16 protein-coding genes and 1 tRNA gene are annotated in these 16,477 nt (G+C 57.1%); 5 read left to right on the top strand and 12 right to left on the bottom strand.

The features are described 5' to 3' along the window. Positions 1-238: 238 nt before the first annotated feature. The 5 genes from IEW65_RS12245 to IEW65_RS12225 form a co-directional block, all read right to left on the bottom strand. Entirely contained in the window at positions 239-820 is a 582-nt protein-coding gene (locus IEW65_RS12245; protein ID WP_188639753.1) for a hypothetical protein, read from the bottom strand. A 101-nt stretch (positions 821-921) separates the two neighbouring features. Beyond that, positions 922-1,737, bottom strand: coding sequence for a hypothetical protein (locus tag IEW65_RS12240; RefSeq protein ID WP_188639752.1), 816 nt, complete (start codon positions 1,735-1,737; stop codon positions 922-924). 221 nt (positions 1,738-1,958) lie between these two features. Beyond that, positions 1,959-2,816, bottom strand: a complete 858-nt coding sequence (locus tag IEW65_RS12235) for a CsgG/HfaB family protein (protein ID WP_188639751.1) — start codon at positions 2,814-2,816, stop codon at positions 1,959-1,961. Positions 2,817-2,896: 80 nt separating this feature from the next. Then, positions 2,897-3,370 carry a curli assembly protein CsgF gene (locus tag IEW65_RS12230; RefSeq protein WP_229755551.1) on the bottom strand — a complete coding sequence of 158 codons (474 nt, stop codon included), beginning with the start codon at positions 3,368-3,370 and terminating at the stop codon, positions 2,897-2,899. 669 nt (positions 3,371-4,039) lie between these two features. Continuing rightward, positions 4,040-4,116 (bottom strand) — tRNA-Arg (locus IEW65_RS12225). 155 nt (positions 4,117-4,271) lie between these two features. Between IEW65_RS12225 and IEW65_RS12220 the strand changes: the two genes are divergently transcribed. From IEW65_RS12220 to IEW65_RS12210, 3 genes are read left to right on the top strand one after another with little or no spacing between them, the layout of a single operon-like run. Beyond that, positions 4,272-5,270: a TRAP transporter substrate-binding protein gene (locus IEW65_RS12220; RefSeq protein WP_188639750.1), complete on the top strand. Its 999-nt coding sequence runs from the start codon at positions 4,272-4,274 to the stop codon at positions 5,268-5,270. Continuing rightward, positions 5,270-5,794, top strand: a complete 525-nt coding sequence (locus tag IEW65_RS12215; RefSeq protein WP_188639749.1) for a TRAP transporter small permease — start codon at positions 5,270-5,272, stop codon at positions 5,792-5,794. Before IEW65_RS12220 ends, IEW65_RS12215 begins: the two co-directional genes overlap by 1 nt. Beyond that, positions 5,791-7,050, top strand: a complete 1,260-nt coding sequence (locus tag IEW65_RS12210; protein ID WP_188639748.1) for a TRAP transporter large permease — start codon at positions 5,791-5,793, stop codon at positions 7,048-7,050. The genes IEW65_RS12215 and IEW65_RS12210 overlap by 4 nt, the downstream gene beginning before the upstream one ends. Here IEW65_RS12210 and IEW65_RS12205 read toward each other — a convergent pair. The 7 genes from IEW65_RS12205 to IEW65_RS12175 all read right to left on the bottom strand — a co-directional run bounded on the left by IEW65_RS12205 (position 7,017) and on the right by IEW65_RS12175 (position 14,186). Beyond that, a complete protein-coding gene (locus tag IEW65_RS12205) occupies positions 7,017-7,460 on the bottom strand; it encodes a carboxymuconolactone decarboxylase family protein (protein ID WP_188639747.1) in 444 nt (147 codons plus the stop codon). The genes IEW65_RS12210 and IEW65_RS12205 overlap by 34 nt on opposite strands. A 3-nt stretch (positions 7,461-7,463) precedes the next feature. After that, a complete protein-coding gene (locus IEW65_RS12200; RefSeq protein WP_188639746.1) occupies positions 7,464-8,417 on the bottom strand; it encodes a D-2-hydroxyacid dehydrogenase family protein in 954 nt (317 codons plus the stop codon). Beyond that, positions 8,417-10,372, bottom strand: a complete 1,956-nt coding sequence (locus IEW65_RS12195) for a TRAP transporter permease (RefSeq protein ID WP_188639745.1) — start codon at positions 10,370-10,372, stop codon at positions 8,417-8,419. Before IEW65_RS12195 ends, IEW65_RS12200 begins: the two co-directional genes overlap by 1 nt. Positions 10,373-10,471: 99 nt before the next feature. Beyond that, positions 10,472-11,449: a TAXI family TRAP transporter solute-binding subunit gene (locus IEW65_RS12190; protein ID WP_188639744.1), complete on the bottom strand. Its 978-nt coding sequence runs from the start codon at positions 11,447-11,449 to the stop codon at positions 10,472-10,474. A gap of 201 nt (positions 11,450-11,650) precedes the next feature. Beyond that, positions 11,651-12,559 carry a LysR family transcriptional regulator gene (locus IEW65_RS12185; protein WP_188639743.1) on the bottom strand — a complete coding sequence of 303 codons (909 nt, stop codon included), beginning with the start codon at positions 12,557-12,559 and terminating at the stop codon, positions 11,651-11,653. Beyond that, on the bottom strand, positions 12,556-13,278 hold the full coding sequence (locus IEW65_RS12180) for a haloacid dehalogenase type II (protein ID WP_188639742.1): 723 nt from the start codon (positions 13,276-13,278) through the stop codon (positions 12,556-12,558). The genes IEW65_RS12185 and IEW65_RS12180 overlap by 4 nt, the downstream gene beginning before the upstream one ends. After that, a complete protein-coding gene (locus tag IEW65_RS12175; RefSeq protein ID WP_188639741.1) occupies positions 13,275-14,186 on the bottom strand; it encodes a LysR family transcriptional regulator in 912 nt (303 codons plus the stop codon). Before IEW65_RS12175 ends, IEW65_RS12180 begins: the two co-directional genes overlap by 4 nt. A gap of 150 nt (positions 14,187-14,336) precedes the next feature. Between IEW65_RS12175 and IEW65_RS12170 the strand changes: the two genes are divergently transcribed. Both IEW65_RS12170 and IEW65_RS12165 read left to right on the top strand, forming a co-directional pair. Next, a complete protein-coding gene (locus tag IEW65_RS12170) occupies positions 14,337-15,533 on the top strand; it encodes a CaiB/BaiF CoA transferase family protein (RefSeq protein ID WP_188639740.1) in 1,197 nt (398 codons plus the stop codon). 12 nt (positions 15,534-15,545) lie between these two features. Continuing rightward, positions 15,546-16,454, top strand: coding sequence for a hydroxymethylglutaryl-CoA lyase (locus IEW65_RS12165; RefSeq protein WP_188639739.1), 909 nt, complete (start codon positions 15,546-15,548; stop codon positions 16,452-16,454). Positions 16,455-16,477 lie beyond the last annotated feature (23 nt).

Raw genomic sequence — 16,477 nt, 5'->3', positions numbered from 1 at the left:
TGCTTAAAATATCTAGATAGATATCCAACATGGGCAGCTTAGCGCACAAAACAAACCCTCGTCACTTCAAAGCGCTAAATGCTATTTAACGCTTATAACCGCGCTTTTATTCACTCAATAAAGGGTTTAAACTTATGCAGGCCAGCAATATATTCTAGGTAGGCCATATAGCAAGCGTACTGACGGCTCAGTGAGAATAGCAACGCTGCGTATTAATCCGACACTTGTTTCGATAAACTCATGGTGCAGACCACTGCTGAATGGTAACGTCGCTTGCATACTGAACGACTTCAGGCATATTGCTATTCCCCTCCTGACTAAGCTGTAAGCTACTTCCCCCCATCTGAATAATAGTGGCCTGGTTTGCGTTACCCGCCTGCTGCAGGTTCGCTGCATTGTCGTTACCATACTGCTGCACATCTGCTGTGTTATAACTTCCAAACTGGCCAACCGTCGTTATGTTGTTAACGCCGTACTGAGTAAGCGACATAGCGTTTTCCAAGCCCTGCTGGCTAACAAAAGCGTGATTGCGCACTCCTTCCTGATCAATAAACATCCAATTAGCGTCCCCAGACTGCAAAGCGGGGCCTTCATCAAGTCCAACAATCATATTATTGGAACCTAGCTGTTGGAAACGTGCACTATTGCCGTCACTCTCTTGATAAAGCTCTGCCTTCAACCCTGAACCTTTCTGCATCATCCAAGCATTGTTATCCTCTCCAACCTGTTCAATATGCGCCAGATTGTTGTCGGCCTGAGTCGTGGCGCTTGCCATCAAAGACATGAATGCACTGTATATTATCAGTGTCTTAGCATTCATCGTCACTCTCCTTACCGAACGACTTCGTCTACACAATACGGGAGGGGCTAACGCCCCTCCCGAAGTGGCAAATTTTATATTGCCATCGACTTTTGATTACTTTAGTACTGGACCTGGGTGCCAGTATTGTTATTGCCCGTCTGAACCATAGTGGCAGTGTTACTGGATTGATACTGAGAAATAGAACCCGTATTGCCAGTACCAGTCTGTGTGAGGGTAGCAAGATGATAATAGCCCTCTTGAGTGACAGTGGCCGTATTACCATCGCCATACTGGCTGACGTAAGCAGTGTTATCGACCCCATCTTGCATAACGGTCGATACGTTGCTATCGCCTTCTTGGTACTGCTCTGACACATTCCCGTAACCAGACTGGGTAGCCATCGCATTATTCCAGTCACCCACTTGTTCTTGCGTAGCCGTGTTGCCGAATGTGACATCAGAACTGAACCATCCTGCGTCACTCACCTGAGTAATGCTGGCAATATTGGCATCGCCAGTTTGAGTCTGCTCAGCGGTATTGAGAGTAGTCAAAGCTCCAGAGAAGATTCCTTGGGCGCTGGAGTTTTGCTCGATCATAGCGTCGTTATCATCACCCATCTGGTCTTGGGTGGCTGTATTAAACGACGTGACTGCTCCTGTGAAAAGGCCAGAAGCATCGCTATTTTGTTGGATATTCGCAGTGTTATCATCGCCTACTTGGTCTTGCGTGGCGCTATTATTGAAGGAGGCCGCTGAACCAGAGCCTATCTGCTCAATGTCCGCGACGTTCACATTACCGTCTTGAAACTGGTTTGCGGTATTAAGATCGCCTTGCTGCATGATGTCAGCAAGGTTGTCATTAGCAAAAGCCGAACCCGCGGCCAGTGTAAATCCTGCTGCGATGCTTGCTGCCAGTAGTGTTTTGTTCAATTTCATGATACACCTCACCATTGCAGTGTCCCTTGGGACTTGGGTTTGGTTACGGCCCTATGCCGCAGCCAACTTGGATGTGACGGCGTTCATCCCGCCAAGGTGGTCCGTCACGCCCAATTCTTGAGCTCAAGCGGTTGTGCCCTGTCTTGCGTCAGCCCGCTGTAGATGAGCTTGCTATAACAGCTGCCATGCCAGGAATGGCCTCATCGGTTTGGCCGGAGCGCTTATTGCACCAGCACACCTTGCTTATCACGGTAGGCAGCTAGCGCTGCTGCCCCCTCTGCTGCGTTAGCGAAATTCCACAACCCACGTTCAGAGCCTTCCATAATCATGGCATGTACCGCCTGCTCAACCGCTTCGCGCAGAGCTACTAATCGAGGTTCGTTGCGGGAAAAACCCGCTTCCAATTCGAGAATCTCATCGGCATCGACGAAGCGAAATACATCGCCCTGGGCTTGCACAGAATAAATGCGCTTAGAGGCAACCACGGTTCTCCACACTTCGCCCGTTTGGCTACTAATGGCACGTAGAAACACGGTGATTACATCCTCGCGGTACCGAGAACTCGCGCCAATGCCGAGAAAGCGTGCCCCGGCCCCACCGGTCAGTGTGTTAGTGTCGTAACCGATAATGCCACCTTCCAAAATAACACCCGCATAGAGCAGTGGAGACGGCGGTGGAAGCGGGCGACCATTCGCATCGGCATAACTTTGACGCTGGTCGCGAATGATCTGCCGCTCGGTAAGCACACTGGAGAGCCGGTTACGCTCAAGCACCCTGAACCACCTGCCTCCGCCTGCGTCCTGTAGCGCACGAATGAGCACCGCCGCTCCGCCCTGGGAGACGGCCTTGGAGTAGTGAGGTGCTCCGGCTTCCGTTTCGCGGTGCTGTCCGGTCATGTCAGGAAAGTCATAGACCGCGGCAACCACAGGCTCAGCGGGAAGCGGGAGCGAGGCAAGACTGGGGGTTGTGCGAGTCTCAGGATTAAAGGGCTGTGAACGTTGCGGCGAAGCGCAACCAGCAAGCGCGACGGTCAGCGCCAATGCCAGCATGAACCCTGGTGTCAGTTGCAATTTCGACATGTTGACGTCCTGTTCCTTTCGCACTCGGCTGAATGATCGGGGCCGCTAAGCGGCTCACTGCCGTTGTTTTATTTTTATGATTACTGCACTTGGAGTGTCGGAACCGTGATTTCGGTTTGACTACCGTCAGCAGTGTTCTCGATTACAAGATGAACACCTTCTAAGCCACGATTGAAAGAAATCACTTGATCACCAAAGACAATTCTTCCGGCTTCCGCCGCATTTTCACCGAAGATTGCTTCGTTAACCTGCTGGGAAAGGCTGCTTAACATACGATTTTGGAGCTGACGCACAAACTGATCCGCAGGGGTATTGCCGTACCGAGAAGCGGCGGAGGAGCCGGTATCCTTGTGCTTGTTTTGTCGTTCGGCTAGGCCCAATAGATGAGCCGAATTGAACGCATCTCCACCGAATGAGGGGTTATTAGGACGATATACAAAATCTGAACTCTTAGCGCTAACTCCCCAAAGCATCGTGGCTAAACTAAAGACAACAAGCCAAGCGGGGCGCTTACTGAGTTTTTTTGGTAACTTGGAAAAAATATTATTACTCACGCTCACACCCTCATGGTAATTATATTTTTATACTGCATTACTAATAGTGTTGGCATAATAACAACCTCCACGATTAGGGCTCATGACGCCCCCACAACTTCCACCATCATAGACAAGGGCTTAGCTCACAGAAGAGCCGCCGCTTTTCATGTGCCAGAATCAATAATGCTATCTAGCTGAGATATTAAGAAACGACCATTTAAATAGGCATTTATCTATTCAAATAACGGCAACATCCAAAAATTCACCGCAGCCATATTATTTTCAACAGACATCACCTGCCTAAAGCCTAGTAATGTTCAAAATATCTCAACTTGAAACAATTTGTATTTTTTTGTTTACGATGTTTATTTTGGATAATTTGAGAATTTTAACTATAAGGCTTAATTATTATTCTAGGCGTTCATTTTCACCGCACTTGAGCACATAAAAATAATTAAAAAAACAATCAAACTAAATTAACCAGCTACTCTCTCATAGACAAATCGAGCATCATCTCCACAAATTCTCAGCACTTTACCTAAGACCAAACATGCTTCTCAATTAACCTATAGTTAAACCAATGTCTTTATTAGCAATAAATATAAAGATGGGTGACAGAATGCCCCATCCCAAGTGAACACAAAAAAGGGCCTGCGATTTCTCGCAGGCCCTTTTCAACACAAATTCTGGCGCGCCCGGCAGGAATTGAACCTGCGACCTTCGGCTTCGGAGGCCGACACTCTATCCAACTGAGCTACGGGCGCTTTGGGTGCGTATCGTACCCGTGTGGGCGGGCTGTGTCTAGCGGCGGGGCGGTTTTAGGCCGCCTTGTGATTGACCGTTTTCCCTGCGGTGGTGCATGCTCTGGGGGCACTTTTGCACCTCTTAACCACCCTTGGTTCGATTGGGAACATAATAAATGAAAACATTTGCACGTAGTACGCTGGCACTGGGCATCTCACTGGCGCTGGTTAGCGCCGCGAACGCCAACGATTTTGCGGATATGGACCCCGTTACTCTGCGTTTGGCACACGTAGTCAACGAGCAGGATGGCTTCCATATTGCGGCCACCAAGTTTGAAGAGCTGGTGGAAGCACGCACCGATGGCAAGGTGAATATCGAGATCTTCCCCAACGCCTCATTGGGCGATGAGCGCACGCTGCTGGAAGGCATGCAGATCGGCACCGTGGATATGGGCGTGATCACCAACGGGCCGGTGGCCAACTTTGTCGAAGAGATGGCGGTGTTTGAACTGCCGTTCCTGTTCCCCTCCCCGGAAGCCGCTTATAGCGTGTTGGATGGCCCCATCGGCCAGGAGCTTTTAGATAAGCTGGCGGACGTAAACCTGAAAGGCTTGGCTTACGCCGAACGCGGCTTCCGTAACCTGACCAACAGCGAGCGGGCGGTGAACTCCCCAGAAGATCTGGATGGCCTGCGCATTCGCGTGATGGAAAACCCGGTGTACACCGATACCTTCCGCGAGCTGGGTGCCAACGCGATTCCCATGGCATGGACCGAAGCGCTCACCGCCATGCAGCAGGGCACCATCGACGGCCAGGAAAACCCAGTGAACGTGATTCACTCGTTCAAGCTGGATGAAACCCAGGGCTACATGACGCTCTCTCGCCACACCTACGCGCCAGCGATTTTTGTGGTGGGTATGCCCGCCTGGAACCAGCTCCCCGAAGCCGCCCAGGCGGTACTGGAAGAAGCCGCCCAGGAAGCTGCCGAGCATGAGCGCCAGGTGAACGCGGATATGGAAGCCGAGCAACTGGCAGCTCTGCGCGAAGCAGGCATGGAAATTAACGACACCCCGGATATGGAAGCCTTCCAAGCCGCCGTTGCGCCGGTATACGAGAAGTACGGCGAGCAGTTCGGTGACTACCTGCCGCGTATCCAGGAGGCGCTGCAACAGTGATGTCGTTTGCACAGCCTCTTTTGACGCTGCTGCAACGCATTGAACGCGGGCTGGATGCCATCATTCAGCCCGTGGTGTTTGCGGGCATGGCGGCTTTAATTGGCGTAATCACGCTACAGATCGTCTCGCGGGTGCTGTTCAGCGCCGTGGGCTGGACCGAAGAGGTCGCGCGGTTTCTGCTGGTGTGGATCACCTTTTTAGCGGGCACACTGGCGTTTCAGCGTGGGCGGCATATCGCGGTTACCTTTGCGGTGGATGCCCTACCGCTGCCGCTGCGTAAGCTGGCCAGGCTTGCAGCGCTGGCCATTGTGGTGGCGTTTATGATCACGCTGGTGGTGATTGGCTACCGCTATATGCAGGTACAGAGTTTCCAGAAATCCGCCTCGCTGCGGCTCTCGATGACCTATGTGTACGCGGTGATTCCGCTCGCGGCGGGCATCATGGCGTGGTACGCCCTGGTAGATATGCTGGAAGTGCTGGTGAACGGTGAGCCCACTGCCGCCGCCCAGGAGGAGCCGCTATGACGCTGGTACTCTTTGGGCTGTTCTTCCTGTTTATGCTGCTGGGCGTGCCGATTGCCTTTGCGATTGGGGCAAGCTCGCTGTACGCGCTGTATCAATCCGGCGTGCCGCTGATGGTGGTCACCCAGCAGATGTTCCAGGGCATTAACTCGTTTGCCTTGGTGGCTATTCCGATGTTTATCCTGGCCGGGGATTTAATGGCCCAGGGTAAAGTCAGCGAGCGGCTGGTGAGCTTTGCCGATTCGCTGGTGGGCTTTATGCGCGGCGGGCTTTCCGTGGTTTCGGTGATGGCGGGTATGTTCTTTGCGGCCATTTCCGGCTCCGGCGCGGCTACTACCGCAGCGGTGGGTTCAAGCCTAGTGCCAGAGCTTAAGCGCAAAGGCTACGACCCTGCTTCAGCAGCCAGCCTTATTGCCGCCAGCGGTACCATTGGAGTGGTGATTCCCCCGTCGGTGCCGATGATTATTTACGCGGTCATTGCCCAGCAGTCGGTATCGTCGCTGTTCTTGAACGGCTTTTTGCCGGGGCTGGCGATGGGTATAGCACTCATGGCCATTGCGATTACTCAGGCATATAAACGCCAGTACCCGAAAGGTACGCCGCTCTCACTGGCCACTATTTGGCGCACGTTAAAAGCGGCCAGCTGGGGGCTGATGACGCCGGTGATTATTCTGGGGGGTATCTTCTCGGGGATTTTCACGCCGTCGGAAGCGGCCGTGGTGGCAGTGAACTACGCGCTGCTGGTGTCGCTGTTTGTGTATCGGGATTTAACCCTGCCTCAGGTGTATAAGCTGTTGATTCGCTCGGCGATGACCACAGCGGTAATCATGCTGGTGATTGCCATGTCGGCGGTGCTGAGCTGGACGCTCTCTAGCTGGCAGGTGCCCGGCGCGATTGCCCAGGCGGTGCTGTCGCTCTCCACCAACCCTTACGTGATTATGCTGCTGGTGGTGGCGGTGATTCTGCTGACCGGGGTATTTATCGAAACGGCCAGCGCTTTGATCATTCTGACCCCAGTGCTGCTGCCGCTGGTGCTGCAGCTGGGCATCGACCCGATCCACTTCGGGCTGATCATTGTGGTGGGGCTATCGATTGGCATGATTACCCCACCCGTGGCGATCAACCTCTACGTGGCGTCGTCCGTCACCCAACTGCCGCTAGAGCGGATTACCCGCGCCATTATCCCCTACCTGCTAGGGCTAATTGGCGTGCTGCTACTGGTGGTTTACGTGCCCATACTGCTGGGCTGGTCGGGCTGACGCGCCGCGTTAATCACCTCGCGGGCCGTGCGTAGCCCATCTATCGCGGCAGGGAAGCCGCAATAGGGCACGCACTGCAGCAGCACCTCGCGGATTTGCTCTTCGCTACAGCCGTTATTCAGCGCCCCACGTACGTGCACTTTGAGCTCGTGGGGCCTGTTGAGCGCCACCAGCATGGCAATGTTAATTAGGCTGCGGGTGTGCCGCTCAAGGCCAGGACGATTCCAGATATCGTTCCAACACTGCTGCGTCACTAGCTCTTGCATCGGCCAGCCAAACTCATCGGCTTGGGCCAGCGCAGCGTCGACGTACTCATCCCCTAACACTTCCCGGCGGGTGGCTAACCCATCGGGGTTTAACGCCTGCCGTTTGCTCTCTAAAGAACGCTCTGCGTCACTGAGTGAGGTCATGGCTTAGCCCTCCTCCGCCAAGTTACGCCCTGGCGTGCCTGCGTCAAACGCCAGCACGTTCTCAAACGCATCGCCAAAGTAGAGCTCGTAGCTATCTTTCTCTACGTAGCCCAGGTGCGGCGTGGCCAGGAAGTTGGGCAGCGCCAGCAGCGTATGTTCAAGCACTGGCTCCTCATCAAACACATCGACCGCCGCCATGCCGGGGTGCCCGGCTTTTAGCGCGGCCTCTAACGCACCCGCCTCCACTAACGGCGCGCGGCTGGTGTTCACCAGCACCGCCGTGGGCTTCATGCTGGCTAAATTCGCCGCTGTGACGATGCCGCGGGTTTCCGGGTTTAGGCGCAGGTGTAGGCTTAACACGTCGCTGCGTTTGAAGAACTCCTCTTGCGAGGCCGCGACCTCAAGTCCTGCCGCTGCGGCCCGCTGGCGGGTGCCTTCGCGGCCCCATACCAGTACGTTCATTTCAAACGCTTGGCCGTAGCGGGCGACTAACTGGCCAATTTTGCCGTAGCCAAATACGCCCAGCGTGCGCCCTTTCAGGCCGGTGCCCAAGGTGCGCTGCCAGCGGCCTGCTTTAAGGTTTTCCACCTCTTCAGGAATGCGCCGCATGGCAGAGAGCACCAGCCCCCAGGTGAGTTCCGCCGCCGCATAGGGCGAACCGGTGCCTGCCAGCACCACCACGCCGTGCTCGCGGCAGGCAGCCATGTCCACATGCGCCGCGCCGCCGCCGGTTTGGCTGATCAGCTTGAGCTTGGGCAACCGCGCCAGCAAAGACGCGGTGATCGGCGTGCGCTCACGAATCAGCACTAGCGCATCGGCGTCTTTGAAGCGTTCGACCAGTTCGTCTTCATCGCTCACGGTGTCGGTGTAAATCGTGACCTGGTGCCCCGCCAGCTTGGCGAAGGCATCGAGTTCACGCACGCAGTCCTGGTAATCATCGGGGATGACAATGTGCATTAAAGCGGCTCCTTGCTCGGTGAGCGCGCTAAAGGGCGGCCCCCTTTAGCAGCGTGGCTGAAAAACCGCTGCCAGGCGAAGATCCCTACGATCACGGCAATGCCCACCACGTCCGTAATGGCTTGGCCGTTAATCAGCATTAACGCGGCAAACAGCAGCAGGCCGCGCTCTACCCAGGAACAGGGGCGGGCAAAGTAGCCTATCGTAGAGGCCGCCAAGGCAATAATACCCAGCACGCCCGAGGCCACCGCCATGGCGATTTCCAGCGTGGTGCCCTGCCCGAGCAGCGGCGGATGATAGACAAACATAAACGGAATCAGGAAGCCGCCCAAGGAAATTTTCGTCGCCGTCAGTGCGGTACGGAACCAGTGGGAGCCCGCAATCGCGCCGCCAATATAGGCCGCCAGTGCCACCGGAGGCGTTACCCCCGAAAGGATCGCAAAGTAGAGAATAAACAGGTGGGCAGAAAGGCTGGGCAAGCCTGCCTCAACAAACGCCGCCGCCACCACCGATGCCGCCAGCATGTACGCCGCCACGGTGGGTAAGCCCATGCCGAGAATAATCGCCACCACCATCGCCAGCAGCAGAGTCACCAGTACATCACCACCGCTTACCATCAGAATCAGCGAGGACACTTTCAAGCCCAGGCCGGTCAGGCTGATCACGGCCGCGATAATCGCCACGCTGCCGATAATCACCGCAATCATCGCGGCGGTCATTGCGCCTGCTTCCAGCGCGGCCGGTAGCGACTTCACCCGCTCCCAAAGCGTGCCTGGGCTGCGCGGCGACACCAGATACAGCACCATCGCAGTAAAGTACGCTGCCACGGCTGCCGTGGTCGGCGTGTAGCGCAGTACCAGCATGGTAATCAGCACCACCAGCGGCAGCAGCAGGGTTTCCACATTCAGCAGCCCCTCGCGCAGCGTCGGGCGCTGGTCTTTCGGAATCGGATTCAACCCCAGGCGTTTGGCTTCAAAGTGAACGCTCATCCAAATGGCAAGGTAGAACAGCAGCGCAGGGATCAGCGCGGCGCTGATGATATCCAGGTAGCTGGTAGAGATAACATCGGCCATCACGAACGCTGCGGCGCCCATAATCGGTGGCAGAATTTGCCCACCGGTTGAGGCAGAGGCCTCGGTGGCGGCGGCAAAGCGTGCGCTGTAGCCGTTTTTCTTCATCAACGGAATGGTGAAGACGCCCGTGGTCGCAACGTTGGCGGCGGTGCTGCCGCTAATGCTGCCAAACATGGCGCTACACAGCGTGGCCGCTTTTGCAGGGCCGCCCGCCATACCGCCCGTGGCGGCCGTCGAGAGACGCATAAAGGTGTCGCCACCACCAGTGGTCACCAGCAGCGCGCCAAACATAATAAACACCACAATCACGGTGGACGAGGTGCGCATTAAGCTGCCGAAAATGCCGGTTGGGCCTAAATAGAAGGTGGCGACCAGGTCATCCCAGCGGAACCCACCGTGACCCCATACGCCGGGCAGGTGTTGCCCAAAGGCTGCATAAGCCAGCGCAATCAGCACCAGAATCGGAAACGCTAAGCCAATCGCTCGGCGGCAGGCTTCCAGCAGCAGTAGAATCGCGCTAACGCCCAGCACTAAATCCAAGGTGGTGGGCATTAAGTAGCCCAGCTGATAAATGATGCGGTCGAAGTGATAAACGTAATAGGCGCTGATCACCACGCTTAATAGAATCGGGATGATATCGAACCACGGAATGCGCTGGGTATCCCGTACGCGGCAGTGGTAAGCAAGAAAAATCAGTGGCAGTGCAAACAGCAGGTGCACCGCATTTTGGGTATTCACGGGCCCAGTGACGGCGGTATAGAGGTGGAAAATGGCCATTGCCACCGCCGCCGTGCGGGCCACCATAAACCAGAAGCCGGTAAGCTGCCGCTTGCCTGCATCCTCCTGGTATTTTTCAACAACAGACTCTTTTGCGGTTTCCATGGGGGGACTCCCGCGCCGCCTATCAAGGGGAGGCTAGGCAGCGCGTCAGGCTAATAGCAAACCGCCCCGCCGAGCACATCGGCGGGGCGCACGGTCGGGTTACTGCGCTTCAGGCGGAATAATCTCGGCGGGGATCTCCAGCCCTAATTCCTGGTAGTAGCGCAGCGCGCCAGCATGCAGCGGGAAGGTCGCGGTATCGATCACAGTTTGGGGGTCGACACTGCCCGCAGGTTTGAAAGAGGCGGCCACTTGGTCGTGGTTTTCCCAATACGCTTTGGTGAGTTCATACACGGTGTCAGCATCTAGGTCGGTGGTAGCCGCGATGCCCATGTAAATACCCAGCGACTGCGCTTCACTCATGCCGGTGTAGGTGTCGGCAGGAATCACGGTTGGCGAGAGAAACGGCAGTTCAGCAGTCACGCTCGCTACCTGCTCATCAGACAGCGACAGCAGCTGCAGCGGGCGCGAGGAGTGCACTTCCGTAAAGAGTGGAATCGGCGGCACGCCGTTGTAGCTGAAGCCCACGAGTCGGCCATCGGTGACCCCTTCCGCCGCATCGTTCACACGCATGCGCTGGAAATCGGGTTCAATGCCCAGGATGCCAAACACCTGCTCGGTGATGTACTCGCCGCCACCGCCGATGCTGCTGGGGTTAAAGCGCTCACCGTTGAGGTCTTCAAAGGTCTCAATATCGCTATCCTGGCGTACCGCCCAGTGCATGGTGGAAGGCGCAATCCAATACACCAAGCGCACGTTGGGGTTGGGCATATCGGCAAAACGACCTTCACCGTTGTACTGCTCGTAGCCCACCAGCGCTTCGGTAAAGGCCAGGTCTAGCTCGCCGTTGGTGAGGCGAATAGCGTTTTCGCGGGTGCCGCCGGTTTCACGTACGGTAATTTCGTAGGGCGTATTGGCACTGATAACCCGAGCGCCTTCAGAGATACCGAAAAACCAGCCTGTGCCTGTGGGCACCGAGCCCATGTTCAGTGCGGTTTGCGCCTGGGCAGTGGCGGCTGTCAGGGCGCTGACGGCCAGGATTGAAGCGGGAAGCAAGTGGCGTAGTGTTAATTTAGTCATTGTTAGTCCTCAACGCGTCGGGAAGCATGTTGTGATGTTGTGTGCTGTGGGAGGCCTTACCTGCACCTCTCCCGATAACCGAGTAAGCAAGGGGAGTCGCTTAGCGGTGACTAAAGTGATAACGCCAAACCGGAGAGCTGTATATTGGTGATTGATGAACCTGCCTTCTCCAATCGCGAAAGCAGCGCAAGCGGTGTCGCTTTAAGACGGTGAAGAAGCGCCGCTGGCGGCCTGAATAAAATGCTCCACCAGCACCCGCGCCGCCATAGAAAGCCGGTCTAAATCTTTGACATAAATGCTCAGTTTGCGCCGCGCCCACTCGTCTTGAATCGATAGCACATTCACGTTGAGGCCATCCACGTACTGACGAATCGCCCCACGGGGCAGCACGCCTACGCCCAGCCCCGCCTGCACCATCAGGCACAGGGCATCGTAACTGGTGACCTGAATACGAATCCGCAGGGTTTTGTTGGCCATGCTGGCCGCCCGCATAATTTCAAGGTTAATCGCGCTGGCGGTGTGCAGCCCCACGTGGGGGTAGTCTAAGCACTCGCGGAAGAACACCCTCTCCCGTTGCGCCAGCGGGTGCTGCTGCGGCACTACCAGCACCAGGTCATCCACGTGGTAGGGAAATTCCATCAGGTCATAGCCGTGGTGAAGCTGTGCGCACACGCCGATGTCGGCGTTATTGTTCATCACTTCGCGGGTGATGATCGGGCTGACTTTCTCTTCAAGCTGCACGCCAATATCCGGGTGCTGCTCAAAAAAGGCGCGCATCTCCTGGGGCAGGTATTGGGTGATGGCCGACATATTGGCAAACACCCGCACAATGCCCCGCTGGCCGCTGGCGTAGTCGCGCATTTGCAGGTCGAGGTCTTCTAAATTGTGCAGCACGCCCCGAGAAAGATTCAGCAGCGCACTCCCCGCAGGCGTCAGTTCGATGCCTCGATTATTGCGCTTGAGCAGCGGCGTATTGAAGTACGCCTCCAGCTCGCTGAGGCGCTTACTCACGGCCGAAGTGGCCATAAACGAGGCGTCGGCTGCCCCAGTAATGGTACCCAGCTCGGCCACTTTCACGAACAGCTTGAGAGAGGTGGGGTCGAGTTTCATGAGAGCTGCCGCGCCAAGTCGAGGAGGTCTTCTGCGACGAAGTCAAAGCAGGGGTCGATGCTTAAATCTGGCGTGGCGTCTGGCCCAAACTCCAGCGGGCGCTTCACAAAAGCGGTGCGCATGCCCTCCCGGTGGGCAGCCTGTAAATCATCTTGATGGGCGGCCACCATCAGTATTTGCGACGGCTTCAGGCTGAGGAGATTGGCCGCCATGTGGTACACCTGCGGGTCGCGCTTGTAGTGCCCGGCAAGCTCAGAGGAGAGCACGCAGTCCCAGGGCAGCTCGGCATGGCGTGCCATGTTCACCAGCAGCGAGACGTTGCCATTGGAGAGCGTTGCCAATATAAAGCGCTGTTTTAGCTGCAATAGGCCTTCTACGCTGTCTGACCAGGGCGTTAAGCGGTGCCACACGCGGTTCAGGTGCGCTGTTTCATCCTCGTCTAGCTGCTCGGCTATCCCAAAGCTGATCAGCAGCCGGTCGAGGGTCATACGGTGCAGGTCATCCAGCTTGGTCCAGGGCAGCTCCCCCTGGCGCACGCGGTTCATCGCTGGGGCATAGCCTGCCCGCCACTCGTCGGCAAACCGTGCCCAATCGACGCTCAGCCCTTTGGCTTGGCTCAGCTGTTCGCCTTCGCGAATCACGCTGCTGCGCCAGTCTACTACCGTGCCAAACACATCAAAGGTGAGCGCTTTTATTTCGTGGGCGATGCCTGTTGTCATGGGGTCTCTCCTGTTGGGCCTGAGGGGGTTAGCAAGTGGTCGACCAAGTGGCGGGCGACCACGGGCAGAGCCGCGTAGTGGCGCATACCAATCACCAGTTCACGGGTGGCCCACTCGTCAGCGAGCGGGATCATGCGTAATTTGAGGTCGTTCAAGTCGCGGTACAGCGTGCGCTGCGGCAGCACGCCGATGCCCATACCGAAATGAATCATGCGGCAAATAGCGTCGAAGCTGCGCACTTGAATGCGCATGCGCAGGGTTCGGCCCGCCTGGCTTGCCTGCTCATGGAGCAGGGATTGCAGCGAAGTATCCTGCTGCAAGCCGACAAAGTCGTACTCGGCCGCCTGGTGTAAGTAGAGCTTGTCATGCACCGCCAGCGGGTGATCGTAAGGGGTCACTAGCACCAACTGATCACGCCGATAGGGACGCACTTCCAGCTCATCGGCGGCGACATGGCTGGCAAAGATGCCGATATCCGCCACTCCATCGCGCACGGCGGTGATCGCTTCACTGCTGGTGCGCTCCTGCAAATCGATTTTGATTTGCGGGTACTCGACGGCAAAGGCGCTTAAATCCTGGGGCAAAAACGCAATAATGGCCGAGGTGTTGGAGTGAATGCGCACATGCCCGCGCACCCCTTCGCCATACTCGCTGAGCTCCGCCTGTAGCCGCGCCACGTCTTCCAGAATACGCCGGGCGTGGTGCAAAAAAGCGCGCCCCGCCGGGGTTAGCTCTACGCCGCGCGGCCGCCGATACAGAAGCTCGGTACCCACCAGCGTTTCTAAATCGCTCACCCGCTTACTCACCGCTGCCAGCGCCAAATGCTCACGCTCGGCTGCGGCGGTTAAACGCCCTTCGTCGGCAATCGCCACAAACAGTCTCAGCGTTACAAAATCAAATCGCAGCATCGTGGTACCCACATAGTGGTTAGGGTTCGCCACTGACGAACGCGTGGTTCCTGATTGCCTAATTGTGGTGGTGCGCTTGCTCACTGATGCTAAATGGCAAACAAAGCATCCCACCTGCTTGGATGATGGGCGTTACCAGGAGCTTTTATTATGACCACCCGCCAGCTTCCCCTCGATGGACTTAAAGTCGTAGAGCTAGGCCAGCTCATTGCCGGCCCGTTTGCCACCAAACTGCTGGGTGAATTTGGTGCCGATGTGATCAAAATCGAGCCGCCCGGCACTGGCGACCCGCTTCGCAAGTGGCGCATTCTCGAAGAAGGCACCTCGCTGTGGTGGCATGTACAAAGTCGCACAAAACGCTCGGTGACGCTTGATCTTCGCAGCCAAGAGGGCCAAGACGTGGTGCGCCGCTTAGCCGCCGAAGCCGATGTGGTGGTCGAAAATTTCCGCCCTGGCACCCTGGAAAACTGGGGGCTGGGCTATGAGGCGCTGGCGGCGATTAACCCCAAGCTGATCATGGTGCACGTGTCAGGCTTTGGCCAAACCGGACCCTATCGCAATAAACCCGGTTTTGGGGTGATTGGTGAAGCCATGGGCGGGCTGCGCTATTTGACCGGCCACGCGGGCGAGCCTTCGGTACGCGTGGGGGTCAGCATTGGCGATTCGCTCTCGGCGCTCTACGCGGTGATTGGCACGCTGCTGGCCCTGCAAGAGCGCCAGCGCAGCGGTTTAGGGCAAGAGATTGATGTCGCCCTGTATGAATCCGTGTTCGCCATGATGGAGAGCCTGCTGCCAGAGTTTGATGCCACCGGCCACGTGCGCGAGCCCAGCGGCAGCGCCCTGCCCGGCATCACGCCCTCGAATGCTTACCGCACCCGCGAAGGCGAGTACGTGCTGATTGCCGGTAATGGCGACAGCATCTTCAAGCGCTTGATGGGTGTGATTGGCCGAGAGGATTTAGCCAACCACCCCGCCATGGCCCACAACGATGGCCGCAGCCAACACGCCAATGAAATAGACGCTGCTATTGAGGCCTGGACCCAAACCCGCCACCGGGACGACATCCTTAGCGCTTTAGACGACGCCCGCGTACCGGCAGGCTACCCCTACACCGCTGCCGATATTGCCAACGACCCCCACTACCTTGCCCGCGAGATGATTCAAACCGTTACCCGCGCCGATGGCCGCCCGCTCAAAGTGCCGGGCGTGCTGCCTAAACTGAGCGCCACCCCCGGCAGGCTTGGGCAAGGCGGGCCACAGCTGGGCGCGCACACCGATGACGTGCTGGAGGAGCTGGGCATTGATGCCGCCACCCGCGACAAGCTGCGTCAGGCAGGCATTATTTAAGTGGAGAACCCCATGACGACGTTACAAATCAACGAAGTAGCCCCCCGCGATGGCTTTCAGAGCGAAGAGCGCTTTATCCCCACCGAGCCGAAAATCGCGCTGATCGATGCGTTAACCACCACCGGCATTGCCCGTATCGAAGCGACCTCGTTTGTCTCTCCTAAAGCCATACCCAACCTACGCGACGCCGCTGAGGTGGTAAGCGCCATTCAGCGCCGCGAGGGTGTGGACGTCACGGTGCTGGTACCCAACCTAAAAGGTGCCGAGCGGGCGCTGGCCTGCGGCGTGGATGAGATCAATCTGGTGATGTCGGCCAGCAACGCCCACGGCCGTGCGAACCTGCGCATGACACCGGAGGAGTCGCTGACACAGTTTGCCGCCATTATTCAGGCGGTGCGCGGTAGCGGCGTCTTTATCAATGCCTCGCTCTCCACCGCCTTTGGCTGCCCGTTTGAAGGGCAGGTGCCTGAAGCGCGTGTGCTCACCCTCATTGAGCAGCAGCTGGCGCTGGGGGTGGAAGGCGTCACGCTGTGCGATACCACCGGCGTGGCAAACCCCGCCCAGGTAGAGGCGCTGTGCCGCCAAGTGCTGGAACGCTTTCCCGACGTGCCGTTTACGCTGCATTTCCACAACACCCGTGGCATGGGGCTGGCGAATGCTCTTGCGGCGTGGCAAGCGGGCATTACCCGCTTTGACGCCTCGCTAGGTGGCTTGGGCGGCTGCCCGTTTGCCCCCGGTGCCACGGGCAATGTGTGCACCGAAGACTTAGTGCATATGTTCGAACAAATGGGCGTTGCCACCGGCGTAAACCTGCCTGCGCTACTGGACATTTCCGCCACCCTGCCCGAGCTGATCGGCCATGAGACGCCGGGCCAAGTGGTGAAAGCGGGCAGCGCGGACCGCTGTTACGCCCTTCCCTGAAAACGTGTTTCCCGCATCCCTGC

Source organism: Vreelandella lutescens, assembly GCF_014640815.1.
In the GTDB taxonomy this organism is placed as follows: domain Bacteria; phylum Pseudomonadota; class Gammaproteobacteria; order Pseudomonadales; family Halomonadaceae; genus Vreelandella; species Vreelandella lutescens.
Note: the sequence above shows the minus strand (reverse complement) of the source record. Positions and strands in the feature narration are given on the sequence as shown.